37 protein-coding genes are annotated in these 26612 nt (G+C 34.6%); 1 reads left to right on the forward strand and 36 read right to left on the reverse strand.

Annotated features, from left to right (window positions below; all coding sequences use genetic code 11):
- Positions 1-26: 26 nt before the first annotated feature.
- From NAG76_18085 to NAG76_18100, 4 genes are all read right to left on the reverse strand, one after another.
- Complete coding sequence (locus NAG76_18085; GenBank protein URN93719.1) at positions 27-1247, reverse strand: GNAT family N-acetyltransferase; 1221 nt, start codon at positions 1245-1247, stop codon at positions 27-29.
- A 99-nt stretch (positions 1248-1346) separates the two neighbouring features.
- Complete coding sequence (locus tag NAG76_18090; GenBank protein URN93720.1) at positions 1347-1991, reverse strand: ribonuclease H family protein; 645 nt, start codon at positions 1989-1991, stop codon at positions 1347-1349.
- 15 nt (positions 1992-2006) lie between these two features.
- Positions 2007-2816: a DUF2797 domain-containing protein gene (locus tag NAG76_18095; protein ID URN93721.1), complete on the reverse strand. Its 810-nt coding sequence runs from the start codon at positions 2814-2816 to the stop codon at positions 2007-2009.
- A 147-nt stretch (positions 2817-2963) separates the two neighbouring features.
- Positions 2964-4427, reverse strand: a complete 1464-nt coding sequence (locus NAG76_18100) for an MFS transporter (GenBank protein ID URN96875.1) — start codon at positions 4425-4427, stop codon at positions 2964-2966.
- Positions 4428-4674: 247 nt separating this feature from the next.
- On the opposite strand from NAG76_18100, the gene NAG76_18105 reads away from it, so the two are divergent.
- Positions 4675-5100 (forward strand): MarR family transcriptional regulator, encoded by a 426-nt coding sequence (locus NAG76_18105; protein ID URN96876.1) that lies wholly within the window; start codon positions 4675-4677, stop codon positions 5098-5100.
- Positions 5101-5256: 156 nt separating this feature from the next.
- Here the strand turns inward: NAG76_18105 and NAG76_18110 are convergent, their stop codons facing one another.
- From NAG76_18110 to NAG76_18265, 32 genes are all read right to left on the reverse strand, one after another.
- Entirely contained in the window at positions 5257-6972 is a 1716-nt protein-coding gene (locus NAG76_18110; GenBank protein ID URN93722.1) for a proline--tRNA ligase, read from the reverse strand.
- A gap of 361 nt (positions 6973-7333) precedes the next feature.
- Positions 7334-8107, reverse strand: a complete 774-nt coding sequence (locus NAG76_18115) for a Cof-type HAD-IIB family hydrolase (protein URN93723.1) — start codon at positions 8105-8107, stop codon at positions 7334-7336.
- Between the two features lie 102 nt (positions 8108-8209).
- Entirely contained in the window at positions 8210-8581 is a 372-nt protein-coding gene (locus tag NAG76_18120) for a hypothetical protein (GenBank protein URN93724.1), read from the reverse strand.
- A gap of 151 nt (positions 8582-8732) precedes the next feature.
- On the reverse strand, positions 8733-9032 hold the full coding sequence (locus tag NAG76_18125; GenBank protein URN93725.1) for a hypothetical protein: 300 nt from the start codon (positions 9030-9032) through the stop codon (positions 8733-8735).
- Positions 9033-9079: 47 nt separating this feature from the next.
- The gene (locus NAG76_18130) at positions 9080-9706 is read right to left on the reverse strand and encodes a hypothetical protein (GenBank protein ID URN93726.1); all 627 of its coding nucleotides are present in this window, start codon (positions 9704-9706) and stop codon (positions 9080-9082) included.
- 77 nt (positions 9707-9783) lie between these two features.
- Complete coding sequence (locus NAG76_18135; protein URN93727.1) at positions 9784-10023, reverse strand: DNA-binding protein; 240 nt, start codon at positions 10021-10023, stop codon at positions 9784-9786.
- 36 nt (positions 10024-10059) lie between these two features.
- Positions 10060-10275 (reverse strand): hypothetical protein, encoded by a 216-nt coding sequence (locus NAG76_18140; GenBank protein ID URN93728.1) that lies wholly within the window; start codon positions 10273-10275, stop codon positions 10060-10062.
- A 92-nt stretch (positions 10276-10367) separates the two neighbouring features.
- Entirely contained in the window at positions 10368-10820 is a 453-nt protein-coding gene (locus NAG76_18145; GenBank protein ID URN93729.1) for a hypothetical protein, read from the reverse strand.
- 26 nt (positions 10821-10846) lie between these two features.
- The gene (locus tag NAG76_18150; protein URN93730.1) at positions 10847-11026 is read right to left on the reverse strand and encodes a hypothetical protein; all 180 of its coding nucleotides are present in this window, start codon (positions 11024-11026) and stop codon (positions 10847-10849) included.
- 197 nt (positions 11027-11223) lie between these two features.
- The gene (locus tag NAG76_18155; protein ID URN93731.1) at positions 11224-11556 is read right to left on the reverse strand and encodes an SRPBCC family protein; all 333 of its coding nucleotides are present in this window, start codon (positions 11554-11556) and stop codon (positions 11224-11226) included.
- Positions 11557-11725: 169 nt separating this feature from the next.
- The gene (locus NAG76_18160) at positions 11726-12142 is read right to left on the reverse strand and encodes a hypothetical protein (protein URN93732.1); all 417 of its coding nucleotides are present in this window, start codon (positions 12140-12142) and stop codon (positions 11726-11728) included.
- A gap of 12 nt (positions 12143-12154) precedes the next feature.
- Positions 12155-12295 carry a hypothetical protein gene (locus NAG76_18165; protein URN93733.1) on the reverse strand — a complete coding sequence of 47 codons (141 nt, stop codon included), beginning with the start codon at positions 12293-12295 and terminating at the stop codon, positions 12155-12157.
- Between the two features lie 184 nt (positions 12296-12479).
- Positions 12480-12911 (reverse strand): VOC family protein, encoded by a 432-nt coding sequence (locus NAG76_18170; GenBank protein URN93734.1) that lies wholly within the window; start codon positions 12909-12911, stop codon positions 12480-12482.
- A gap of 14 nt (positions 12912-12925) precedes the next feature.
- On the reverse strand, positions 12926-13348 hold the full coding sequence (locus NAG76_18175) for a VanZ family protein (protein URN93735.1): 423 nt from the start codon (positions 13346-13348) through the stop codon (positions 12926-12928).
- The gene (locus NAG76_18180; GenBank protein URN93736.1) at positions 13338-13811 is read right to left on the reverse strand and encodes a RidA family protein; all 474 of its coding nucleotides are present in this window, start codon (positions 13809-13811) and stop codon (positions 13338-13340) included. Before NAG76_18180 ends, NAG76_18175 begins: the two co-directional genes overlap by 11 nt.
- Positions 13811-14248 carry a hypothetical protein gene (locus tag NAG76_18185; GenBank protein ID URN93737.1) on the reverse strand — a complete coding sequence of 146 codons (438 nt, stop codon included), beginning with the start codon at positions 14246-14248 and terminating at the stop codon, positions 13811-13813. The genes NAG76_18180 and NAG76_18185 overlap by 1 nt, the downstream gene beginning before the upstream one ends.
- Positions 14249-14350: 102 nt before the next feature.
- Positions 14351-14716 (reverse strand): VOC family protein, encoded by a 366-nt coding sequence (locus NAG76_18190; GenBank protein ID URN93738.1) that lies wholly within the window; start codon positions 14714-14716, stop codon positions 14351-14353.
- A gap of 118 nt (positions 14717-14834) precedes the next feature.
- Positions 14835-15476, reverse strand: coding sequence for a hypothetical protein (locus tag NAG76_18195; GenBank protein ID URN93739.1), 642 nt, complete (start codon positions 15474-15476; stop codon positions 14835-14837).
- A gap of 51 nt (positions 15477-15527) precedes the next feature.
- Positions 15528-16247 carry an alpha/beta hydrolase gene (locus NAG76_18200; protein URN93740.1) on the reverse strand — a complete coding sequence of 240 codons (720 nt, stop codon included), beginning with the start codon at positions 16245-16247 and terminating at the stop codon, positions 15528-15530.
- Between the two features lie 33 nt (positions 16248-16280).
- Positions 16281-16808, reverse strand: a complete 528-nt coding sequence (locus NAG76_18205; protein ID URN93741.1) for a GNAT family N-acetyltransferase — start codon at positions 16806-16808, stop codon at positions 16281-16283.
- Between the two features lie 51 nt (positions 16809-16859).
- Positions 16860-17750, reverse strand: coding sequence for a PhzF family phenazine biosynthesis isomerase (locus NAG76_18210; protein URN93742.1), 891 nt, complete (start codon positions 17748-17750; stop codon positions 16860-16862).
- Between the two features lie 166 nt (positions 17751-17916).
- Complete coding sequence (locus tag NAG76_18215) at positions 17917-18723, reverse strand: methyltransferase domain-containing protein (GenBank protein ID URN93743.1); 807 nt, start codon at positions 18721-18723, stop codon at positions 17917-17919.
- 42 nt (positions 18724-18765) lie between these two features.
- On the reverse strand, positions 18766-19566 hold the full coding sequence (locus NAG76_18220; protein URN93744.1) for an inositol monophosphatase: 801 nt from the start codon (positions 19564-19566) through the stop codon (positions 18766-18768).
- Positions 19567-19866: 300 nt separating this feature from the next.
- Positions 19867-20223, reverse strand: a complete 357-nt coding sequence (locus NAG76_18225) for a hypothetical protein (GenBank protein ID URN93745.1) — start codon at positions 20221-20223, stop codon at positions 19867-19869.
- The gene (locus tag NAG76_18230; GenBank protein ID URN93746.1) at positions 20216-20938 is read right to left on the reverse strand and encodes a hypothetical protein; all 723 of its coding nucleotides are present in this window, start codon (positions 20936-20938) and stop codon (positions 20216-20218) included. Before NAG76_18230 ends, NAG76_18225 begins: the two co-directional genes overlap by 8 nt.
- A gap of 151 nt (positions 20939-21089) precedes the next feature.
- Positions 21090-21818, reverse strand: a complete 729-nt coding sequence (locus tag NAG76_18235; GenBank protein ID URN93747.1) for an MOSC domain-containing protein — start codon at positions 21816-21818, stop codon at positions 21090-21092.
- Between the two features lie 51 nt (positions 21819-21869).
- Positions 21870-22649 (reverse strand): nucleotidyltransferase domain-containing protein, encoded by a 780-nt coding sequence (locus NAG76_18240; GenBank protein ID URN93748.1) that lies wholly within the window; start codon positions 22647-22649, stop codon positions 21870-21872.
- A 47-nt stretch (positions 22650-22696) separates the two neighbouring features.
- A complete protein-coding gene (locus NAG76_18245; protein URN93749.1) occupies positions 22697-23362 on the reverse strand; it encodes a hypothetical protein in 666 nt (221 codons plus the stop codon).
- Positions 23363-23518: 156 nt separating this feature from the next.
- Complete coding sequence (locus NAG76_18250; GenBank protein ID URN93750.1) at positions 23519-24274, reverse strand: DUF4184 family protein; 756 nt, start codon at positions 24272-24274, stop codon at positions 23519-23521.
- A 41-nt stretch (positions 24275-24315) separates the two neighbouring features.
- Positions 24316-24933, reverse strand: a complete 618-nt coding sequence (locus tag NAG76_18255) for a hypothetical protein (protein URN93751.1) — start codon at positions 24931-24933, stop codon at positions 24316-24318.
- A 70-nt stretch (positions 24934-25003) separates the two neighbouring features.
- Entirely contained in the window at positions 25004-25885 is an 882-nt protein-coding gene (locus NAG76_18260; protein ID URN93752.1) for an alpha/beta hydrolase, read from the reverse strand.
- Positions 25886-25898: 13 nt separating this feature from the next.
- The gene (locus NAG76_18265; GenBank protein URN93753.1) at positions 25899-26612 is read right to left on the reverse strand and encodes a serine/threonine protein phosphatase; all 714 of its coding nucleotides are present in this window, start codon (positions 26610-26612) and stop codon (positions 25899-25901) included.

The following is a 26612-nucleotide window of genomic DNA, read 5'->3' on the forward strand; positions in this document are numbered from 1 at the left end:
GCACCTCTCTTGTTGTTATATCGTTATCAGAAGTAATCTGAGAAGTATGGGTGCTCTTGTCTAATCCATTGTTCTAGTAATTCAATTGAAGCTTTATCTGCTTGAAGACGCCCAATTCTAGCTAAGTAAGTCGGACGTTTGTAACCCATCAACATCGTAGTTAATGTTGAAACATCCACAGTCACGGAGGGGCTAGCGCCTCCTTCTTGAATGGTACCTTTCCCTTCAGTATCCACACGTAAAGTGAATATACCTTCGTTCCATTCCAACATAGGATCGTTTAGTTCGAAAATTAGCTCGAATTCTTGATCTAGGCACCGAAAAGGATATTGTTCAATGAATAATTTGACGTCTACAATCCGAGCCATATAGTATGGAGCGAGAGTTTCTTTAATATCTCCATCATCTAAAATAAAGGCCAAAGGTTCATTTTTGTAGATGTCGCCTTTAACTAATTTAATCATTGAAAAATGAGCACTGATAAAATTCCACAAACCAGTCCGAGCTTCTTCGATAATGTAAACCATCTCTTTAATATAAAATATTTCTTCTGCAACCCAATATAACAAATACCCCATAGGTGAGTCGTTTTCATCATAATAGATTGCTACTGTCATATCATCTAGATCCCAACGTAGATACTCCTCCCAAGCTAACTCGTTTCTGAGCATCGCTCCATGATGAGAGACTGCAAACTGTTCATATATTGCTTTAATATCGGGATGTTCAATGGTTACTCGTTCAACACTACCTGGAACAAACCTCGTCTTAGGTAACTGTGTATCAGGGACTTCAAATGAGATTTTATCCGTAATGATCTCCCAGCCTTTTCTTCGATAGTATGGAATCGAGTATGGGTATAGAAAAGAGATCGATTGCTTATTCTCTCGCATGTTAGTTAACGCATGTAGCATCAGCTTATTCATTAAACCTAAGTTTGCATATTCAGGATATGTACCAACACCAGTTAATCCACCCATCTCATAAATATGCCCGAAAATATTAACTTGAAATGGGTATATCGCTAACTGAGATATTAATTTCTCTCTATCAAACCAACCTAAAACTTCCGCGTGTTTGAGAACAGCCAACTTAGATTTAGTAATTTCTCTATTTTCCCAACCAAAGGTTTGTAAATCACGATTGGTTACTTGAAATACATAGCGTAGCAAATCATTAAATTGCTCTCCATGCTTAGGTTCTACAGTACCTAATCTAAGTCTGTCCCGTAACTTACTACGACTCATCATCACTACCCCCGCTACATTACTAAGCACTTTCTAGTTATTATTGTTAATAGCATTATCATAAATGCATGATGTTATAAGACAATATAAACTGAATAATTACTTTCTACCATAATCAGCTTTAATCTGTCCCCATTCCTTCGTATTCCATTTCATTACTTTGGTATCGTACTTATTGTTCTCTAACCAAGCGATCGCACGATCAACTAAGTCCCATATTTCTTGCGTAGATGCATCTCTTACTAAAGTTGAAGAAACAGCTTTGTTGTTCACCCATTTGATCGCATTTACTGAGTCGCTATATATATTTCGTGAACTACCGATTTTTTTAAGATAAGCAAGCGCATGGACAATGGCAAGGAACTCACCAAGATTGTTGGTACCTTTCGATATCGGACCGACGGAAAAAATAATCTCACTATTTCGCGTGTCTACTCCTTTATATTCAACAGGACCAGGATTTCCGCTTGTACCAACATCTACAGAGATCGCATCATAATCGATTTCCCCACTACTGGGGCTAACGACGTTTGACGAACTAGTTTTGGAACTTGTTTTCGCTTTTCCTTGTCCCCAATGTTTCTCCCAACCATCTTTGAACGCTTTTGTTGCAGCATCTTTTGTATCAAATGCTTTATATTTCGCATCGAACACTTTAAGCACTTGCTGCTGACATTCAGGCCAGCTCATATATATTCCAGGCTTTTTCCCGCTCCACACAACATAATACTTCTGCTTTGCCATTATTGAATCCCCTATCTACTCATTAATATGTTCTTCTATTGTAATGCTAACTTTATATCCTGAAAACTTTCTCATATTGATAACGGCATGATCAAAAATAAAGTAATTACCCTTTATGCCAATAAGACGATCTTTAATGATCGGAGTTTTACTTAAATCGTATGTTTTAATCTTATCAGGAGAGTTTATCTTAGGATGTTGGAATTCAGATATGATTGCATCATGGATTAGAAATGGCTGAAATCTTTGTGTAACTAGTGGGAAAAGTTCATCTCTAGTTTCTAAAAGTTCTACGAGATCGGCTTGATCCTTTAGCATTTTACGCCAATCTGTCTTGTCACGCACATGCTGAGTCAATTCAAATTCAAGTTCACCGGCCATTTGTCTCGTAGGCAATTCGGCAATCGGTATAGCTTGAATAGCTCCTTGGTCAACCCATCGCTTTGACTGATTGCCTTTTCTGGTTAGCCCAACTTTCACGCCACTACTGATTGATAAATACACATAATGTGGTACCATGCAGTAGGTATGTGCAAATTGTTCGTTACGGCAAGTGCCTTGAGAAAAATGACATTCATGAGGTTTCACAATGCACAAATCATTTTCCGCTAGATCGATAAAGCAAGGATAACAATAGCCAGAATTATATGTTTTTTTAATTTTACGATTACAGTGTATACAACGTATTTCATCGAGAAACTTAATTTCAAGTTGTTGACCTATCCATTCATTACACGGTAGTTCAGTCTTGTCCAATTTTAAGCTATATTGTACAGGCTTTTCATACTGATGTGTAAAGCCTCTTAACATTCCAACATATTGCATGTTCTTAGCACTCCAAGTCATTTTGATAATGATTACTCCTTTAATAATAACGTATTACCCCAAAAATAAATACAACCCCTACAATAGTAGAGGTTGTAACTTGGAAAAATAACAATTCACATTTGGAATGAGTTAGATTGCAGATTATTATTGCGGGCTATCTTGTTTTTTCTCTATAATAACTCGAGAATTGCCCATCATGAAGACGAATACGGCAGCTATTCCGATTGGAATAATGGCAAGTAAGAAAATTTGTGAGATTGAGCTCGACATGGCATCTACTATCTTCTCTAGAATTGGTGCGGGTATCGTCTCACGCACACTTGGCTCGAAAATTTGTCTAGTGTCACCTGCATTAAACATTTCTGAGAAATTACTAAAGCCAGCATCTTTGAAACTTTCCGCTAGCTGATTAGAAAACACTTTATTTTGAATCGTTCCGAAGATTGTAATACCCATCGTCATACCAAGTGTACGAAGAAATGCATTCGTAGAATTGGCTGTACCGCGATGACGTGGCTCCAAATTGTGTTGTGAAGCAGTAGGTAATAATGAGAATGAGAAGCCCATTCCAAATCCTACAATAATCATAAACACCGTAAGTAAAATTCTAGATGTATCAGGTGTAAGTGTACTTAGAAGTGACATTCCCGCAAGGTAAGAAACAACAGAAATTATCATCAGGTTACGGTAGCTTGTTTTCGTTGAAAAAATACCACCGACCGAGCTACCTGCTACCGAACCTAACATCATCGGCGTTAGAAACAGTCCGGCACTTGTTGCTGAACCACCGAATACCGCTTGAATAAAAATTGGAATATAAACGGTCAATATTATAAACGTACCACCGTATAGAAACGCTAAAATTTGCGATGAAGCAAATAAACGACGTTTGAATAAGAAAAATGGTAATATAGGTTCTTCTGCTCGCAATTCTACAAAGAAAAACACAATAAAGAATAGAGCAAAGCTTGCGAATAATGCAATAATCGGAGTTGAGTTCCAATCGTATTTATTACCACCTAGTTCTAAAGCAAACATTAGACTGACAACCGCAACCACAAGTGTTGATGCTCCCCACCAATCGATCTTTTGCTTTGTATGGATAGGGGTTTCTATATAATTTCTTATAATTAGAAATAACGCAACGATACCTAGCGGTACATTGATGTAAAATACCCATTCCCAGCCGATAGAGTCAGTAATATATGCACCAAGTAAAGGTCCTACTAAACTTGCAAGACCAAATACGGCACCAAGCATTCCTACCATTTTCCCGCGCTTCTCTGGCGGGAAAATATCGAAGATAATTGTGAAAGCAATTGGCATTAATGCACCGCCGCCGATACCTTGAATCGCACGATAAATGCTTAATTGTTCAATTGATTGTGCTAATCCACACAGAGCAGAACCAATTAGAAACACGGTTAAACCAAATACAAAAAATCTCTTCCTACCATACATATCAGATAATTTACCAAAGATAGGCATCCCTGCCATCGTTGTTACCATATAAGCTGATGTTACCCACACAAATTTCTCCAGACCACCAAGCTCAGACACAATCGTTCCCATCGCAGTTGCAACAATCGTATTGTCAATTGCTGACATGAATATAGCAAGTAATAACCCTGCCAAAACTAATGAAATATTACTCTTTTTAAGTTCCACTGGTTTACCCCTTTGCAAAGTAGAATTCTATTCGATATTATGTACATAATAATAACTCGACAAACTAACATCTTGACTAGCAAATATCTTGGTCATCAAGATAAACATATATTATAAGGAGGTAGCGCTTTTGTCAAGAAAATCGAATAACCCATCAAATGAAACATTACAAAATTTCGTCAGTCAGATGAGAGGTTTAGGAAATCGAACAGTCTTATATCAACAAGTTGTCGCAACCAAACTAGAATTGAACAATAACGATTACATGTCGATCGATATTATGCGTGAAAAAGGTCCAATTACTGCGGGTGAGCTTTCCAAATTATCTGGGCTTACAACAGGCAGCGTTACTGCTTTAATCGATCGATTAGAAAAACACGGCTATGTTCGACGTGAAAATGATCCTAATGATCGACGAAAAGTGATTATAGTCCCTTTATATGAGGATAATGAAGAAGTAAGTAATGCATATCATCCACTACATGAAGCAATGATGGCTTTAGGATCTGAATATACTGCGGAGGAACTTGAACTCATTTCTAGATTTTTAAGAGAAGCTAGTAACGTTATCGAAACACAAACGGGTTATATAACTGCGAAACCGCGTGATTAGAAATAACTTTTATATATAGGTAATGAATAGGACGCTATCCTTTTTATTGATGATAAAGGAAAGCGTCCTTAAAGTGTTTATTGAGATACTTGACGAACTAAAATGGATCAACATTATAACTATTACTTCATTATGTGAAGTGACATGCTATCTTAGTTATCTTGAAATATTACCGATTACACGTTGAATTGCATCATCAGCAGAAATAAGTTCTTTTGTGATACTTCTACGTTCTACCCACTCTACATTACCATGAATAGCATCTTTACCAACTACAATGCGATAAGGAATACCAATGAGATCGGAATCTTTGAATGTAACTCCTGGTCGTTCATCACGGTCATCAATAAGTATTTCTACCCCATGTTTCTCTAAATGTGTCTCTAATTGCTGGACTAACTGCATTTGAATTTCGTCTTTAGTAGAAATAACTATTATATGAACGTGATATGGTGTTAATGCCGTTGGCCAAATGATTCCATGTTCATCATGATGCTGTTCCACGACCGCTGAAAGGATACGGGATACCCCAATACCATAACATCCCATAATCATTGCTTTATCTCTACCAGATTGATCTAGAAAGGTTGCTGACAATTTTTCGCTATACTTTGTTCCTAATTTGAAGACATGACCGATTTCTATTCCTCGATGTAGTTGAAGTGTTCCTTGCTCACATCGTGGACATGAATCTCCTTCGACAACATTACGGAAATCTGCTACATGAGTCTGATCTAGATCGCGAGACACATTTACATGACGATAGTGGTAATTAGCTACATTTGCTCCTGCTATGCCATCATGAATTGAAAGTACACTTGCATCAATAAGAATTGGAATGTTTAAGCCGATTGGTCCAATGTACCCTACTTCTGATTTGATGAACTGCTCGACTTGTTCCTTTTCAGCTAACATGATTGTTTCTGCACTCATATACTGTGATACTTTAATCTCATTGACATCATGATCACCACGAACAACAACAGCGACTGGTGCATTATCTACGATGTAAAGTAATGTCTTCAATATTTGACTTGAATCAACCTGTAAAAATTGTACGAGTTCATCAATTGTACGTGTATTTGGAGTATGAATCTGCTCTAGTTCGGTTACTAGTAAAGGATTCTGAACGTTTGAAGTTGATGTCTGCTTACTAGCTTCCGCCTTCTCAAGGTTCGCGGCGTACTCACAACTACTACATGCTGCTATTGTGTCCTCTCCGATGTCAGCTAATGCCATAAATTCATGTGTACCGCCCTCTCCTCCAATCGCTCCTGCATCAGCCTCTACTGCACGATAATTTAGTCCTATTCTAGTGAAAATTCGATGATATGCATCATACATACTTTGGTAGGAATTATCTAGCCCTTCCCAATCTGTATCAAAGGAGTAAGCGTCCTTCATCAAAAATTCTCTACCACGTAGTAATCCGAAGCGTGGTCTACGTTCGTCTCGGAATTTCGTTTGGATCTGATAAAGTGTCACAGGTAATTTACGATATGAGTTAATCTCATTACGCACTAGCGAAGTAATAACTTCCTCATGTGTAGGTCCTAGTGCGAATTCACGATTATGACGGTCGGATATACGCATCAATTCTGGGCCATACACTTCATTCCGTCCAGATTCCTTCCATAACTCAATAGGCTGAATGGCTGGCATTAATAACTCTTGAGCATCAGATCTGTCCATTTCTTGTCGAATGATGTTTTCAATGCGTTGTAATACTTTTCTGCCAAGTGGTAGGTACGCATATATTCCTGCAGCTAGCTGACGAATATAACCTGCTCGTACCATAAGTTGATGACTCACTACTTCTGCATCAGAAGGAGACTCTCGTAATGTGGATAGTAATAGTTTACTTTGTTTCATAATGCTACACTCCTCAAAATATTTCTTAATAAAGCACAAAAAGACGCATTCGCTAGGGACGAATGCGTCGTGGTACCACCCTAATTTGATCATGAATTCCATCTTGATCCTTCATTTTATAACGGATAACTCCGATAATGGATGTGCTATGCTCCATTATAGCTCACAAGGTAGGACGTAATTGTATCGGATGAAAACTCTTTCAGCTAGCGAGTTTCTCTCTGGTCACCGAATCGAATTAATGAGCCTTGATCATTGCTTTGTACATATTATATTTTCAATAATATAACTGAATTCATATTAAAGGTCAATGATGATAATGATGTTTTTTGTCTATAGTTGCAGCTCATGTTAAACAGTATTAAATCCGTTCCATTTTCGTTAGTAACGTGCTATTAGCTAACTCACCAATTTTTCTTATTACATGTTCCTCATCACTTAAGATAACCTCATTAGCTAATTCTACTAATTGAGGATGATCTCCAACACATACCGAGTATTTTGCATAGGCAAACATCGAGAGATCATTCGCATCGTTGCCAAATGCTATATAGTCATGAGGCTGTATTCCAAGCGCTTGAATTCCAGCCCATTTATCAATACCTTGTGGACTAATATCGATAATATTCTCATTACCATGTTTCGAAATGACTACTGGTAACGTCGTAAGTTCCTCCAACAAAGCCTTATTATTATCGCTGTGTAAGATGACGACTTTAACTAAACCTTCTAAGCTATCTAATGGTTTATTTACAGCTCTTTGCTGTGGATCTAGATTGTTCCGGATGGCATAATCTTTCCTAGCGTAATATGCATAGTCCCAACTACTATCGATAAGATAATCTGCGTTATATTTTGCAATAAGTTGCAATAGAGTAACTGTTATCGCAGGATCAAAAAAGGTAGTGGAAATCTGCAACTTACTGGGAACGACAAATGCCCCATTCCCTCCAATCATCGGATAATGATGCATAGATTGTGGCAAGATTGGTAGCAAATCACGTATTGGTCTAGCAGAAGCAAATATAATAGAATGTCCATTGTATTCAAGTCTTTCTATTGCCTGCACCATGAATGGAGATAAAGGTTCGCCTTTGAAGCAGATCGTTCCATCAAGATCAAATATAAAGTTCATTAATATCATCCTCTATAATTGCTAATTGTAAATCTTATTCTATTTTTGTTAGAACGAATGAAAAAAGCAATATGATCCAAAGTGGAACTTATTGCTTCTCGGTTAAATTTTATGCAATGAAATGATTTGTTTCGTACGAGGAGTAAGAACTACTGTAAGAAGATCTTCTACTTGGAATAACTTATTCTCTCGCTTTGTTATACGAATAGTCATCTCTTTACTGGTAGTCAATCTAATTCTCAAATCTTTCCCATAGATAGAGATAACTTCAGCTTGTACAGTCTTTCTAGATGAGCTGTAAAGATCAAGTAATAATAGTGCGCTTAGAACGGTTAGTATAATTCCAAGAATTAAAAAACCTAAAGCTATCATAATGTTGTTTGCGTTAAATGTAATAAAGGAATAGATAAAACAAATGATAGTTACTACAATCGAAGCATATGTAAGTAATCTAAAAGAGCTTAAGCGGTTCATGTCTACTCTCCTTTGACAGTAAAGTACTATATGTATTAGAGGTAAATCATTACTGACTCATTATATGCGACTATATGTGTGAGGGCAACTATCAATTTAACATTAAAGAAAAGGAAATACACCAGTTGTAACCAGTGTTTTCTCCAAGAAGCTAGGTCACCTCTTTATTAAGAAATACTAGTTCGCATTCTGGACAGGAAGTTGTTTGAGGGGATATCGTTGTACCACAAGCGGGACATTGCTCTGTCTGTAATTCAATCTGCCCATTATTAGTCATATTGGCTGGATTATCTCTATCATTAATTAACTGTTGAACGAGTTGTTTTAATTGATTTACTTCAATTGTTAACTTTGAAGAATCAATAGCACTCGAAACGATCCAGTACATTAACATGATGACAAGGCCTAATCCAACTAACCAAGTTAATAAGCTGAGGGTAATTTCCAACATAATGTAAGTCTCCTATTCAGATGGCATCTAAGTTTTTTTGAATCATTTTATTTAATGATGCTAACGTCAACTGGTGAATTAATACGAGCAGTACTTATATCTGTAGCTAGATTAGTAGCTATACCAGTTACTTGAAATCCGATATTGTTTGTCTTGTGTGCTAATAAAGGAAGAGTACTAGAGTTAAAAACGATTTTATATGAATCGTCATAATATCTCGATAAGATAGGTACTACTTCAATTTGCTTAGCCTTCCCATAATTGAACACCGTAATATTACAGTTTCCTTCAACTAAAGAGTCCGTTATTGTTAAATCGCATCGCTCTTTTTCTATATCTATGACAGAAGTTGAAGATGAAGAGTAAAAAACGGCATAACTCACACCCTTAGTTACTGAAGGAAATATTATCATTAAAAGCACAATGCACAATATCGAACGAGAAAATAACTTAGGATACTTCATCATATGTATTTTTTTAAGTAAGATTAGACTAATTAAGACTGCGAAGAATCCTATACTACCAGTATAATGCAATCCTGATTCGCCATTCGAATATATAGGAACGTTCAGCCAATGAAACAACTGTTCACCGACTGTGAAGTCAAGATGTGTGGGCAATTGTATTGCTACACCAATGATGACGATTGCGATAAGAAGTTTAGAATATTTCAAATAGACCTCCTTCGAACGTTTAATTCACTCTCACATTCAGAATGAGAACTCATTGCTAAAAATAAATATTGAGAGAGTTATTTGTTAACAGTCTTACCGTTATTACTTTTTGATGAGACAAAATTCAATCCTTCTTCATCAAGTGATTGTTGGAGAATGCGAATACCTTTTGGCCCAAATCCATGTAATTGCAATAGTTCTTTACTGCTATGACGGCTAACATCTTCTAGTGTTCGAATATTAGCACCTAATAGTGCTCTAATGGCAGGCTGCGATAACCCTTTAGGGAGTTGATGATCTGAATATTGTTGACTCATGATAGTACCTCCTATTTATTAATTGAGACGTTACAATTATAGGATAAAATATTTAACGATATAACCAAGTATGCCACCTATGAAGAACAATGCCATACCACTCCCGAATTTCTTGTTGAATTTCTCAGATAAAATAAGGTCAATAATTAGAGCGATACATATTATTCCTATTCTAATCCATAACGTATTTAGAAATAGAGATGAACCTAACCCAAAACATAACAAATACATTATAGCTATTAAAACTTTCATAAAAACACTCCTCTTCTAATGTGAAAATAAAGACTACTTGTATTTAGCAGATGAGTTGTTTCTTCATTCACTGAAACAAATAATGGTATTGTCTACACTTCAACGTTGCTAGATACTAATTTTCTCTTATCAGTAAAAATTGTAAGTATTGCATCTAATAATGAATACAATATTGTACCAACTAAGCAAATTCGAAAGAAAATAGAATGACTAAAAATTAAACTCATTTCGAATGATGGACTGAAATATATTAGAAACAGTAAATAAGTAACAGCAGCAGCAATAATGTACATTATAATTTTTACTGAAGTTCTCAACACAGTAAAACGTATGCTCATCATAGGTATTAATTTATCAATAAGAATAGAACTCCCTATACCTAATGTTAAATAGATCGGAACTACAATGTATAGTAAAGATAACATCATCGACATAAGTGTAGCATTCTCAGTTGGTCCATTGAGCCAAGCCATCCATAGTGAGAGTAACGGTGAGCATAACAGTGCAGTAACTATTTTTCGAAATACATATTTATATGCTAGCAATTTCCCACCTCGTTACTAAAATTTCTTTACTTAATGCGGTTAGAGCTATCTTTCATCCGCTCCTTTTCTTTTGTAATTTCTATCAATCGATATATTGCTTGCTCAACATTCTTAGAAGTTGAAATTTGTTGTTTAAGTGCGATGATACAGAAAATGCCTATGGCAATAATGATAATAAGCAACACGACAATTGTTGCATAAAGCATATGTGTCCTCCTCCTAGTAAAAGTTACTAGTATAGATGGTAAATTAACTAGAATAGATGTTATTTCTCTACGAATGGTATATTTCCATAGTTACATCAAAAATAGAAGTGAATTACACACATTATGTAATCTTACAATAATATACATAAAATTGCGTGATAAAAAAGTACTACTTTTTAGCAGAAGTTTTACAGCTTCTATAATAATTTGTGCTCCTTGTTTTCTATAAATATCTTTAGAGATGTTTGTCTGTAGCGAAGAAATGAACGCATGTAGTATTTGAGGATGAATGCATCAATGAATGAACCAATCCAGCCAAAAGGTGATTGGAAATGCAGTATATCTCTAACCAATGTGCCATTAATTTGTGGTTCGAATTCATGTCGATGTGAAAGGTGCTTGAATGCACCTTTCTGCATGACATCTACGAAGTAATTAGGATAATTATAATCTACAACTTTAGCGGTAAGTTGCTGCCGAATTCCGAGATGACGAGCTTCGAATGTAATCCATTCGTTATGCCCCAACAATCCAGTTTTTCTTTCTGAAATAATGATTTCTCTAGTAAATGGCCAAACTGTTTTTGTATGTAACTGTATGTCTCTGCTAGAATCAAAACATACTTCAACTGGAGCAAATATTAGCTTTTCTTCAATAATGGTTATGATGTCGTTAACCCCTTTCTATATTATGAATCTATTACCTATCTTCCACTACTATCGTTCTTGTAGATGTAATGAGCTTAATAAGTACGCCTAAAATTGTTCCGCTAAGTAAACTAAATATCGTGAGAGCTAATTGAGTGAAAAAAATAAAACCAACAAGATAATCGTCTCCCTGTAGTTTAGTTGAACCTCCAAAAGTTAAGAGAAACAAGAAATAAAGGATTGGACCACTGACAATATTAATAAATGCGATCCCTAAATAATGTTTGTCATAAGATTTATAGGTAATGTACGCAAATAGACTAGTAATTAGTAAAAATAGAATGAGCATGTAGTTGTAGTGGAGGTTATCATGGTATACAAAGTAGAATAGCAACTCATTTATCATGATAAATAGCATTGGAGTCAGTAATATCATCACTAGTAATCTCATTACGCTAGTAGCGGTCAATGTTGTCACTCCTCAATTGTTACGAAACTGATCTCGCTGATCTTGATCTCGCTGCATAGCCTCTTTCACATAATCTCTCCTTGGAATTCGGCTGCTTATATCAAGTAATAATACGATGATAATTAATAGTAGTAAAATAATGATAAATTGCATATGAGTACACCTCTCCATTCCTCTTAATATAATTAGGTGTCATAACTATAGACGTAATAATGGTAAATTTGTTTCAAAATAACAAACACACCTAGCTAAGTATAATTGGTTAGTTAGGTGTGTTTGTTATAAGTAGTATGTAGTTAGTTAGTGTCTCTCTAAGCATATTGAACGATAAAGATAATTATTCAATAATTAGCATGTCCTGTTCATCAAACTTCCAATGTTCCGAATAAGCAACTTCCCAATAGAAACCATTAGGGTCAGCGAAATATCCGCTATAACCTCCCCAAAATACTAAACGAGGGGTTTTCACAATCGTTGCACCCGCTGCTTCTGCCTTTTTCATAATGTTATCTACTTCTGCTTGAGACTTAGCATTGTAGGCTAACGTAAGGCCTGAGAAGCCAGTTGCTATTGGTGGCTGCTCTTCATTAATATCTTTAGCTAACTCCTCTAATGAGTACAATGATAACCTAGTACCGCCATTATTGAAAAATACAATGCCAGGATTTTCTTCACTTACTGTAGTCTCGAAGCCCAATCCATCACGATAAAACTCTAAAGATTCTTTTATGTTTCGCACACCAAGTGTAATTAGATTAATTCTGTTCATCATTATCCCTGCCTTTAATTAATAGAGTTTGTAATCCTTGTACGATTCGATATAAATAATACATATCCTATTAAGAAACCTATGCTGTTCAAAAGATAGTCATCTACATCTAGGCTACCTCTACGCAATAATAATTGGGAAAGTTCCATTATTGTTAATCCAATAAGAAAAATTGCTAGAAGAAATATTAGTTTCTTATTAATGAGGATAGGAAGTAATATGCCAAACGGAACAAAAACAATAATGTTTCCGATAATATTGATTAAGAGTGGTTTGCTGAACAATGGATAAAGTTGAAACATTTCAATAATAGTTGTTAAAGGAATTAGATTGTATTGATAGTGTAGTTGTGGAGACCTACCAAACCCAAAGAGCATCCAATAAACAAGTAACAACAAATACATGATTAATAGAATTAAAGGATATTTAGCTTTCATTAAAAACGTCCAGTTCTACTTCAAAGATAGAATCTACAATGATAGGTAAGTTATCTCTAACACTTACAGCGCCAAATACCGATCTAGCATGTACGCCTTTGTCACCGAAAACATCGTACATGAGATCAGAAATACCATTTAGTACTTTATGATGCTCTTCAAAGGATGGTTCTGCATTGACAAACCCTTGAAGTTTTACAACTCTTTTCACTTTGTCTAAACTACCCAATGCGTCCTTCAATACGGCTAATAACTCTATACCAGTATTGCGAGCAAATTGGTAACCTTCTTCCGTTGTATAGTTACTTCCTAATTTGCCTTTAGGATTACCGCTAGGTCCTTTTCCAGATACAAACATTAACCCATTAACCATAACGAAATTCGTATATTTCCCTGCTGGATTACTAGCTTTAGGTAATTCGATATTTAACGACGTTAATCTTTCTTCGATTGAGCTAGTCATTACATTCCCTCATTTACTTGAATGATTGATTGTGCTTGGTTTCTGTTATGTAGAATTTTAATCGTAATACGATAAGCAATTATTCCGATTATTGTACCTATTATAATAGCGAGTAATGAATAGGATAACACAAGAAGACAGAATACAAAACTTGGAAGGAATAATGTTTCAAGTGCAATTTCGAGTTTACTTATCGTTGCAGCCCCAAAAATAATTGCAAATAGAGTATAAGTTGTTACTGATGTGCGCATAACCTTCCATATACCTTTGCAAATAAGTGAAGTACTAACTGCTGAAGTAAATATAAGTACAATAAGAGCTGTAGTAAATCCCGAATTGATATTAGCATGGTCTGCTTTTAGAAGTAAACTTAAACATAGTAAAGTAAGGATACAATGCACTGTAGCGGGTATTAAGCGTAATGCAAAAATTTTCATGATCAATCCTCCAAAATCGCAACGAGTCGTTAGTTCAGTCTGAATTAATTAGTTCAGTCTGAATTAATGTGTAATTATCATGATGTATGTAAAATTTACGCTTTAGACGAGTCGCTGAATACATTCAACTCTATTATCAAATGGATCTCTAAACTCAAAACGTTCATATCCAGGTATCGGAACACACTCAACAATAGTAATACCCTGTTTTATAAGTATATTTTGGATTGCGGTTAAGTCACTAACTTCATAACCGATATGAGCTTTTGTAAGGTTCCGTTCAACACCATCTTCTGAACCAATATGCACCTCGCGGTCACCTACTTGAACCCAAAATCCACCTCTACCTTGTAAGGAAGCGGGCTTCTCTATTTCTGGTAAGTTCAAAACTTCACAATAAAAGAGTCTAGCTGCTTGTTCCATACCTTTAGGAATAGTAATTTGAACATGATGTATTCCAATTATCATCTGTGCATCATCCTTAGCTATGAGATAATGAGTTGTAGCGTTTACAGCATTGTAAATGAGTTTTAAATTCTAGCAACCCAATTAAATTATATCATATTTGTATAATAATGGTTCACAATTACTTTCTTTTTGTAAAGGATGTTCTGAATTTATAAAGCAACCATGTCTTAACCATAGATTCACCCATCTTATGTATTGCTATTTTGTCTTTATATAGGAAATCGTTAAAATTAACAGGTAATTTAAACTTTGGTTGAACAGGAGTTTCCGAGATCCACTCATCGAATGAAATTTTCCCCTTTTCTACTTTGCTGAAATGACGTTCGGGTAATATATAAACAATCCCTTTCGTCCAAGGTTCATTTTTCAAAGTTTCTGAATTAATCGAGAAATAATAGAAACGTTTGTTACATGACATAAAGCATCCATTGCGAAAGCTTCCAATGACATTGTTTCTATTCAGCACTGCAAAAAATACAGGTAAAAATCCATCTTTTGATGAAAAAACAGCCTCGACATACTCTCCATTGAAAAGAGTCTGTTTACGTGGTACAAACTCGGTAATATTTTTATGGTTAGAACCATGCAACAGCATTTGCTTGTTGGTAGTAACATACTGCAGAAAACGATATTTTGGATATGTGCTTGAATAATGAATATTCCCTTCATGTTGATATGCATAATCTAGTATTTTTTCAAAATCTGAGATTTCTTGCTGCGAGAAGGATTGAACTGAATTAGAATGAAATAATAGCTTCAATACACTGTGTAATAGCAGAGAACTCCCTCCTAAATGGATGTTCTAAAGTGGTTAAATATCCAAAAAACGTCGGATAGTTTCATATAACTTTAGTTTTTCGGAATTTCGAATATCGTGTCCAGAATGGATAAATTGAACCTCATCAATATGATTGAATATTGTTCTATAATGCTCCATATGAGAGGGTTCGATTAGTGTGCCTTCTTGTGTCCCTCTAATAATAAGCGCTTCCTTATCAATATAATTAGTGAATTTGAACGATGTAGATTCGGTTCCGATTCCATTAACTGCTTCCCTCGTTATATTTCTTGTTCTTTTAAAAGGAATAATATAATTATTGTAATAATCATCAACCCAGTTATAACCCATATCTTTATGCTCTGGTGGATAATCTTGAAGTATTACTTTATGGATATAATCAGGGTAATTCATGATATAGCCGAGCGCATAAGAAACGCCTCTTGAATAAGCGTAAATGTGGAAATGAGTTAATCCAGCATGCTGAACTACGTTAATGATATCCTCGATATGATCAACAAGGTCATAGCCTACAATTGGAGATTCACTGAGTCCTCTTCCTCTGAACGACAATACAATGCCACGTCTAGGCCATATTTCTTGAAGAAGTTCTTCATATTCTTCAGCAGTCTCAGATAGACCCGGGCATACTAAGAGTGGTACTAACGATAGGTTAGCATCTTCCTTCGAATCTAAGTAATGAATGTTTACCTTTGCTTGAATTATTTTTGAATGAATTTTCAGTGGGTTCACCTACTATATCTATTGGGATAATATTCTATCCCCTTATTTGTCTGCTATGTTCAATGACTTCACCATATAGACTATTAGTTCATCATCGACGATAAATGTGTGACCTGGCGACACATACTCATTGTTGTAAGTAAGACCATTACCATCCAGAATATAACCACGCTTACCATACATTCTTTGTGCATTACCATAGTCTCGATATAAACCGACTCCCAAACCTATTATATTCCCAGTTCGAGATGCAATTCTCTCACACTGATCCATTAAGCTGCTTGCAATCTTATTTCTTCTAAACTCTGGAAATACATTCAGGTCATTTATTTCTGGAATATTGTTATGTAGGAAATACGGGTACTTGGATTCATATAATAGATGACAACAGCCAGCTAGTTGATTATGGAAATAAGCAATTAATGTAATTCTCTTGCCGCTCCCATTCTCTTGTAGACAGTTATGGTAATAATCGCTCTTGCAATACCAAGGAAATTGTATAGAAAAATGTGTATCCATCATTTCTGCTTCTTCTGCCGTTGAAAGTTGCTTAATACTTATATTGTTCACTGTTTCACCTCAAGTATAGATAAATAAAAATATGGTTAATGTCATTAATTGTTATAGTTGAATAATCATTTCTTTGACAAATACAGCAGTTCCAGTTATAGATACATTGATACTTTCATCGGATCTCATTGCAGTAACGATGACTCTGCCATCTCTTCCTATTTCTTGTCCTTGTTCAACGATTAGCATAAAATGATCAACTTCTCTATTCATGTATTTTAGATAGTAAGCTCCCATTACTCCAGAAGCAGTTCCTGTCACAGGATCCTCTATTGTTCCAGAAAAGGGTGATGAAAAATGTCTTGCATGCATAAATGCGTCACTATGTTCAGTCTCTAAACAAAATGGATGTATTGAAGCTCTTGGGTTATCTAATAAGATTTGAGGAAACTCATTACTCGATGGATTCATTCTTTTGAAGGCATCTAATCGCAATATAGGAATTAATAACGTCCATGTACCTGTGCTGCCGTATACAATTGGTATGGATCCATCTATATCATGGTTAGATAATCCTATTGATTGAGCGAGTTTATCAACATCACCATTAAATGGTTGGAAAGTAGCTGGACTTTGATTCATCTCAATAAATAATATACGATTCTGCATTGAAAAATTAATTTCAAGTATACCAACATTAGTCTCAATTCGAATTTGATTTTTATCACCTAACAACCCTCGAGTCTTTAGACAATAAAGTGATGCCATGGTTGCGTGCCCACATAAATTTATTTCATGTCCTGGAGTGAAATACTTCAACTTTACTTCTGCAACTTCGGATTTCAATATAAATACAGTTTCATTAAATCCCACGTTATATGCTATTTTTTGCATCTGATGTTCAGTTAATAATTCCTCACTCAGGACAACTCCTGCTGGATTTCCTTTATTCGGAATAGTAGAAAAAGCATCATAGTGATATACAGTAATGTGTGTTCTCATATTTGATGATCCCTCACGTCTCTATCATTTTATTTCATACATCAATACCTGAACAAATCAACCAACCGTTTTCCTTATGAACTCCCGTAATTAAAGAAATTAGAGACTAATTATATTGTCATAAGCTTACGAAAAAGCTTCAGATTAGTCATCTGCTTGTAGTAGTTTATTTTGTACCAATACAATAAAAAAATGAGCCCGAATAAAATCTATTAGCATCTTGGCAGAAAATTTCTACTTTCCGGACAAGGTCAATACGTTGATCCTCCGTTATTAATTGCTCTTGAACAAGATGTTTTGCTTGATTTCTACCCATTGCTAATCGTAAAGGGAATGGAATCTCATCATAAAACCCAGTAAAATCACTTGTATCGGTAATAACTTTCACATCGTCAATACCAACTGATTTATATAGAGAAAATAACTTCCTTCCAATTAAACGATCTGTACCGTTCGTTTTTGAGTACTGTACATTAGCTCGAATTAACTCCGAAAATTCATGAGCAAAGGGATAGAAGATCATCGTTTCATCATCAACATCGACACAGATAATGGTTCCGTTAGGTTTACAAACTCGTCTCATCTCTTGAATAATATTTTCCGGATGTTGATTATGCATTAGTACTAAGCGTGTATATACAAAATCGAAAGTATTATCTTCATATGGTAGTGCAGTAGCTTCAGCTTGTAATACTGTAACGTTATTCTGATGCTTACATTCTAAGTTTGTTAATATATCTTTGCTACTATCTATTCCTATAAATTCGACCTGTGGTAACATAGGAGCAAATAAATTTAGCATCGCACCAGTTCCGCAACCAACATCAAGAACTTTACTTGAATGAATTAATCCGTGATTAAGAAAAATACTCGTAATCGTTTTCGAGTGATTATCAACATTTTTAGTTAGTCTTTCTATTTCGATTAGTTTTAATTTGTCTTCAAATGTATCAAAAGAATATGTGTTCTTCATAAAACATCCCTCATTCTAGTTTAGTTAAATATAATGTAATATTTAGTGTAAACTTTCGTTAACTACTCTTAATAGCTCCTCTTTGTGGTCTGGATGACATGCTATTAAATAAGGTTCTTCATTCATTCCTATAAATTCATTACCGTCAAAGTCGATAACGATTCCGCCAGGTTCTTTAACCATTAGAATCCCAGAATATAGGTCGTCACCCTCGGAATTATATAAAATAATCCCATCAATATCTCCCTTAGCTAACATACACCATTGCAGTGTTGGAGCCCAAAGTCGCATCATCCTCTTGAATTTCACATCAATATGATGTCTCAACCGAACCGCAACCGCGTCGTTTTGTACTTTATGACCTTGAATCCAACCAATATTCCCTCTGAATATATTAGCGTTTCTATTAACCAACATTGGTAACCCATTACATGTTGCCCCACTGTCCTTCTCAGCTATAAATAATCGATTTGTCATCGGTTCATAGATGACTCCAAGAACGGGCTCAGATCGATAAAGTAGTGTGATTGACGTAGAATATACAGGAAGACTTATTGCAAAGTTGTTTGTTCCGTCTAGCGGATCAATTAACCAAAGCCAATCACTTGGTACTCCTAGATCGCCAATCTCTTCACTGTGAATTTGATGGTTTGGAAATGCTGTTACAATTGCACTGACAATTAATTGTTCAGTCAAATGATCCACTTCTGTTACTACATCTCCGAACTCATCTTTCACCTCTAAGCCTTTATAGTTATCGAATTTACTTTTTGCTATATCACCAGCTTGAATAATGATTGATTCACATAATTTTCTAGCCGCTTTAATAATCTGACCGTTCATTTGGCACCTCACCTATATTTTAATTAATAATTTGAAGTGAATCCCATATCGGAATTTTCAGACAATTGTAACTTTAAATTCCTTAATATGGCAATGCGGTATTGTTGAGTAATTTCTAGAATTTCATCATTCTTTGAGGGTTGATTCATTAATCATCAGTAGAAAACGAGGACAACTTTTAGAAGCGGTCTGCATCTCTAAGTTGTCGTCGAATTTTCTCGATATAAAGTTTGATGTATTATTCAACAAATGTACTTATTTGTGCAATAAGAGTTGTGTCAATGATTCCAACTAAGATAGTTATTTGTTTCTAGTTATCTTATGTTTACTAACATACTTCCGTATGAAGTAATAAGATGTGGCAAAGAGTATAAATAATCCAATTATTTCAAATAAATCATCTAGCCCAAATGGTTGGTCAACACCTAATAATACGTACGGACTAGACCAATATGCTATGTGTAATGTGCCATTTGATTGATTGAGAAAGTCAGCGTCTATAGTTATTTCATTTGATAACTCACTAGATAAATCGCTTGAAAATTCACTTGAAAGATGTTGCGTGTTCAAATAACCTTGTACAACTTGCCAACCAATAATTAACGACATTAACAATACTGAAAAGAGTATCGATTCAATCAATATTCTTTTATTCATTGATTATCATCCATTCTTTATTCTGCTGAACTAACCAAGTATTGTAGTCAGTAATTTCATCTTTTAGATCGTAAACTTTATCCATATCCATGTAATGTCCTATCACAGTAAATGGTATTCTAATTTCAAGTTTGTTTATTTCCATCTTTGAAAAATCAATAAATAAACCTTCTTTTGAAATTTCTAGAAGTGTTTTTGAAATATCACTAGGTATAGGAGTAATCTGTTTTCTTGTAAATTTTTTTAACTTGAACGTCATAACATTTGACAATATCAATTCATAATCTAGTAGCTCACTTACATAAATTTTATTGAACCAACCATCATCATGTGCATAGTATGCAAATCTATGTTTGGGTATAACGTGTAAAGGTTTAGCAAGATGACCAAAGTAGAGTAGCTCAGCAATTTGAAGTGAACTCAAATTATCAAGATCTTCTTCTTTATTGAAATCTACCCAACAAAAATCCCCATATCCGTATACATCATCTTCAATTAACTCATCAATTTCTTGAGTTGTTGTATATTCGAATCTAGAGGCTAGGTTTAACTGAGTATTATCGAACTTATGTTTCAACAGGATGAGATTTTCTGGTCTATGTTCAACAGACGACATAAACTCATAAAATTCTATCCCGTATGAGTAAAAGCAATTATTAGCATACTCGCTACCGTTTACATAGATTAAATCTCGTATATTCTTTTTCTTTTTCATTAGAAAATCCCTCAATAATGATTTTTTCTTAGTGGAAGATTATCCCAGCTCTATTTGCAGCTAGGACGCTACCAAAAAATTGAGAATTCTTATATTATACAATAATAGGTAATTAATGATTTTTAAAAATATTGATAAAGGCTAGCGTAAGCTAGCCTTCAACTAAATAAACGGAGTCATTTGCTGTAACAGTTCCTACTCTTGTTATATCAGCATATAAACCAAATTGTAGATTCATATTTTTATTAATGAGTTTTAATATGTTTACATCCTTTTCTAACGTATCAGGGTCAATCGTAATCATAGCACAGCGTTCACAAGGATACTTAATGGTAAGTTCACTATTACCGATAATTAGTTCACGGCCAATGAGCTCATTTTCCTCAATACCTTCTGCTAGCGTGATATAGAAGTTCGCTCTGAATCTGCGGTGATCAATTTGCTGGCCATAAAGCTCTTGAAGCCTCTCTATGGAACGATCTGTAATAATAAGTATACTCGCATCATCAACGCCAAGTAGGGTATTAGCATTAAGATCAAACTGTTCCATCGCTATCGTTGTTTTGGAATACTGCTGGATTTCTTGGAGTAGCTGCTCATCCCAGTTATAGCACACTCCACTTGGTGATTTAATTGACACAGTCAATTCATCTTCGCCTGGAGATGAGACTAATTGTGCATGATAGCCGATCATTTCTGGTATTTTTCTAGCAGTGATATAACGAGCCCAACCTGTCTTCTCATTGTTTACAAAAGCATACCCTCGATCGCCCAATATACCATACGGTGCTAATTGTACAGTTTCTAATATCTCCCCAGAAAAAGACTTCACAGGATACCTATTTATTTCAATGAGTTTACCTATTTGTGTGGTTTTCATAGTATGTAACTCCTTCATTTATCTCGTGCTGATCGGTAATGACTTGAGAGTCTAACCTAATTGCAAATTACTTCGTAGTTTCCACCCGTCGATATTGAATCCACCTGTCTCTTTCAACACATAATCCACCATATTATTATAACAATGAATCATCTTGTCAGCATTGTCTGCATTTAATGCTTCAATAAACATAATGCTAAATTGTTGGTCTGGAAAAGGATGTTTCAAATACTTTCTCAAATAAGAATCTTCCGTTAAGTATCGACTAATTTGGTAATGTGGAATTTGTTCTAATTGAAGTACAGAACAATACATATCGAATAAATTACATAAAGAATTATAATAAACAAATGAGAAATCAGATCTTTTTTGTTCTAAACAATCCAATAAATTATCGTAAGCGTCCCATAATGAATATTTTTTCATTTCAATCAGTGATGGTGATAAGGTTTCGTAACTTTTGGCTTTCCAATCTAATGCTTCCAGCTTCAATTGCTCAATATTGCCAGTACGATCAAAAAGCACTTTGCCAGTAATAAATTGAACCATTGCCATCGTCCGATGTTCATTAAAATCTTCTTCAAAGTAATACCTTATTTGCTGAGGAGGATTTGCAAAATACTCAATTAACCATCCGTCCATTATACAATTTCCTCTTTCTCTCCACTGTGTCTCTTCAGAAAGTATGATATGAATATCAATATCTGATCGATTAGATGGCTCTCCAGTGATATAACTTCCACATACTAAAGCCCCAACAACATCTTCGTTCTCTTTCCAAGTGGATAAAAATTGCTCTACTGCTAATTCCCATGGTTGTATATCTATCACACCTTTTCATAAAGTTTTATAAGCATCCTTTAAAATAATGAAGGTTTTTATTGATTATTAAGAATAATAGTATCAACTATTTTACGGAGTTGAAGTTGTGTTTCTTGCGAAGCAATAAATTCTTCATTTTGAACCATTAATAATTCCCATCTATCTTTTACAGCATCATATTTTTCTGTTCCGAGTTCATGAGATATTACAACTAGTTCATCAAGGATGTTGGATATGATTTGAATTTCATCTACTTCCTTCTCATCTAATGTGAAATAGTGCCTTTCACCATCATTAAGAATGTGTTCGTTGTGATTATTAAACAAATGATCGAAATATATGGATATATTTTGAAATGAATCAAATAAAGTAAAGTTGGTATTACTCATTGCACTAAGATCCATATGATCTTTTGGATGTAGTGTATTGTATAACATTAAAAATTCACTTTGAATGGTTTCCATATTATTGAATCCAGTTTGCAAATAATTTCGATTGGTTCCAATTGGACCAACATACATTCTACGATCCGATATTGCTTCTTTCAAAGATTCATTAAGTGACGATAGCTTATAATATTTAGATAATCTATTATTTATAGCTACTTCGTATAGCGCATGATCTGTTCTTTTACTTTTATTATATTGGTTAATGTTATAACTCACCGATACCACGAGCAGCACAACAATAATTAAGGTAATGATTTTCAATTTAATGTTCATTATCGTCTCCTTTATGATCGTTCAAGAATTTATTTTAATAATCTATTCCTCTCAATTCATCCAATAACTACAGCAAAAAATATGTAACAGAAAAGCAAGAAAACCGCCGCTGCATGAATATTGACTAATAAACAAAATTACCCCTAGTTATTAAACTTACTTTGAAATAGTCATTTTCATTCTCCAAACGATCGAAGCAGCTACAATACCAATAAAAGTTCCACTAAATGGAGCGACGAACATGATTCCTAGAATATTATGACTGGATGACAAAAGTAATTTCAATAACGTAATTAATATTGCAGTTACAATTACAATAAACCAGTACATATATTTTTGTTTTTGCGATACCTTTATCGTATTCGAACTTAATGGATTACTGCGGTACAAATAATAAGCTAACAGACTTATTAGTAATATCATTCCTAACATAGATGATCCATATTGAAGTAATTTATAAGTCGGCATATTCATAATTAGTTGTTCATTTAATACAGGCATTATATTAACAAAATGACCATGTGCATGAGTAAACTCATCTATAAATATATGAGTTACAAAACCTATTACGATAGACATTATGAGTACAATCCATGATCTCGATGATCTTAAATTCTCTAGCTGAAGAAAATGGTAAAACCGAGTATTAAGATTATAACGAGAAGTGATATGAAGAGGTAATGGCACTTTTATTACATAGTGAACGAGATAAGCTATAATTAAAGATAAAGGAATAGCTTGAAGGAATAATCCTGACAATGAATGACCGATACTTCTGGAAGGCTCAAGCATAACGAAATATTCTAAGTCAGGAGACATACTCCCTAATATCAACCCTGTTGTACTAAAATATTTGGGCTTTATGTACTTCAACGGTACAGCAAACATTGCATGTGAAATAGTAAACGGCATAATAAACTCCTACTCCATACGAATTGTAGTTAATATTTTGCTTACATGAGTAGTTCTTTGACTCCAACATAATTATTTATAGATAATGCTTTCGTTAACAGTTCTTTGCTGTAACCGTTAGTTTTCATTGCATTAATAATACTTTCAACACGATCTGGTCTATCTCTCCTTAAGTTAGACTCAAGTTGGATTTCCAATGGGATAATAGGTATGCTATAATCTCCAAATTCGACTTGCTTGGCAAGGGACCAAATATATTTCCCGCCTTCCCAGATTCCCTCTCCTTTATCAGAATCAGCAATTCCAGCAGAATCGGAGATATGAACAACTTCCACGTTAAATCCATTGATCATCCATTTTCCTTTAGTCCAAGAGAATCCCGAAGGAAATGTCTGAGTGTAGTATGGCTCTTCTATTGATGATAACCATTCGGAGTCGTAATATGAGAGTTCACTTTTGGTAATTATACTATACGGTGATAATAAGAAAGCTAATTTACTTACGTCCTCCTTATTTCTAACATAAATATCTATATCATTTGGAATCATTTTTGCGCCTTGCAAGACAGAACTAACAGAACCTACAATGATCCAGTCACAATTTACACTGGAATGATGATATAATTCGCAAAATGTTTCTAGTGCACTCTCCCAGTTCATAAATACATCCCCAATTTCTGATTTAATGTAGATTTCTAGTCAACATTGTGAAACCATAAATACTTTAAAGCTAAGAAAAGGTAAGATAGTTAATGATTTCTGTGTTTACTAACTGGGCTTGCTCGTGATTAATCGCATGCCCTGTATTTTCTATAATCTTATACGATAATTGATGTGCCTGAAGCCTTTTTATTGACTTCGGATAGTAACTCAATATGTCTTTGTCACCAATTAGAAATAAGGATTTATTTCTGAGTAATTTGATTTGATCATGATCAAATATAGTTACTTTATGCTGCATCATGGATTTATTATTGAAATATTTAAGGAGATAATACCAGTGATTCATTAGCTCACTATTATTTTCGAAAACGGAATGATTAGTTCCACTTAACTTTCTAAGTAGCTTCTTACAACTTTTTTCGGTTGGAAATAGTGCCTCCGGTAAGAAGGCTCTCATCATCTTGCTCATTACTTCAAATTGGCTACCTGCAATACTTCCAGCCATACAAACAATTTTGGTAACTTTAGACGGCCTAATAATTGCATAATAATAGGCTAAGTAAGCCCCATATGACACCCCTGCAATATGTGTTGTTTCTATTAATAATGATTCTAGTACTTCATCTAACCAAGTCGTTTGATTAAATTGCTTATAATACGTTTCATTCGGTTCGCTCTTACCAGAACCGCCAATGGCATCTATTGCAATAACATAGAAATGATCAGATAACTGTTGTATATTATAGATCCACATCATCGCTATGTTGTCGCCTGTACCATGTAGTAGTACTACTGGAGGTTTATCACGAGAACCTGCTGTTACAATATGTGTGCTGCCATACGAAGTCTGAATATCCATTTCTTCGTAAACTACATCCCAATCTACTAACAATCTATCATAAGAATCAAAGATAAGTTGTTGACCTTCACTAGATTTGTATCTTTTCATTAAGAATCACACCCTACTTAGAATGATTGGAAATCGCTATCGTGTTGTATTGACCCTTTTCTAAGATTAATCCGTTTAGCTGTAGACCATATGCACATCCGCCATCAATTCCGATCTTATCTTCTCCAAACCACACATCTGCTGAACCATGAATATCAAATACTTTTGTATGTCCAAATACTACCTTCTTATCAATGGCTGTTGGATGCAGGTAAAACTCATCTTTAATGTACATGAAATCATGATCGGTTTGTTCTTTCCAGTTGACATATTTAGGATTTATACCTGCATGAACATATATATGATGATCGTCTTCATAAAAAAGTGGTAAGTTACTTAGGAAGTCAATATGATGACTATAATTCTCTCTAATGATTGAGATTGCAGAATTTAAGTCGAGTTTCGAGTTCATATTGTTATGATCACAATAACTATTTATTGTATCAATTCCACCATGCTGGATAAATTTAGATTCAATAATGTCATCTTTATTTCTAATTAAATCCACTAATCGTTGATCATGATTACCTCGTAATGCGACAGCACCATATTCTTTGACAAGAAACATCACTTTATCAACTACTTCTTTACTGTTAGGCCCTCTGTCTACATAATCACCAAGTAAAACTAACTTATCCGAAGTTGTTGTTAACTCCAACGAATTAATTAATTGATCAAATTGATCTATACAGCCATGAATGTCGCTGATCATAATAATTCTACTCAT

Source organism: Candidatus Pristimantibacillus lignocellulolyticus (genome assembly GCA_023639215.1).
GTDB lineage: Bacteria > Bacillota > Bacilli > Paenibacillales > Paenibacillaceae > Pristimantibacillus > Pristimantibacillus lignocellulolyticus.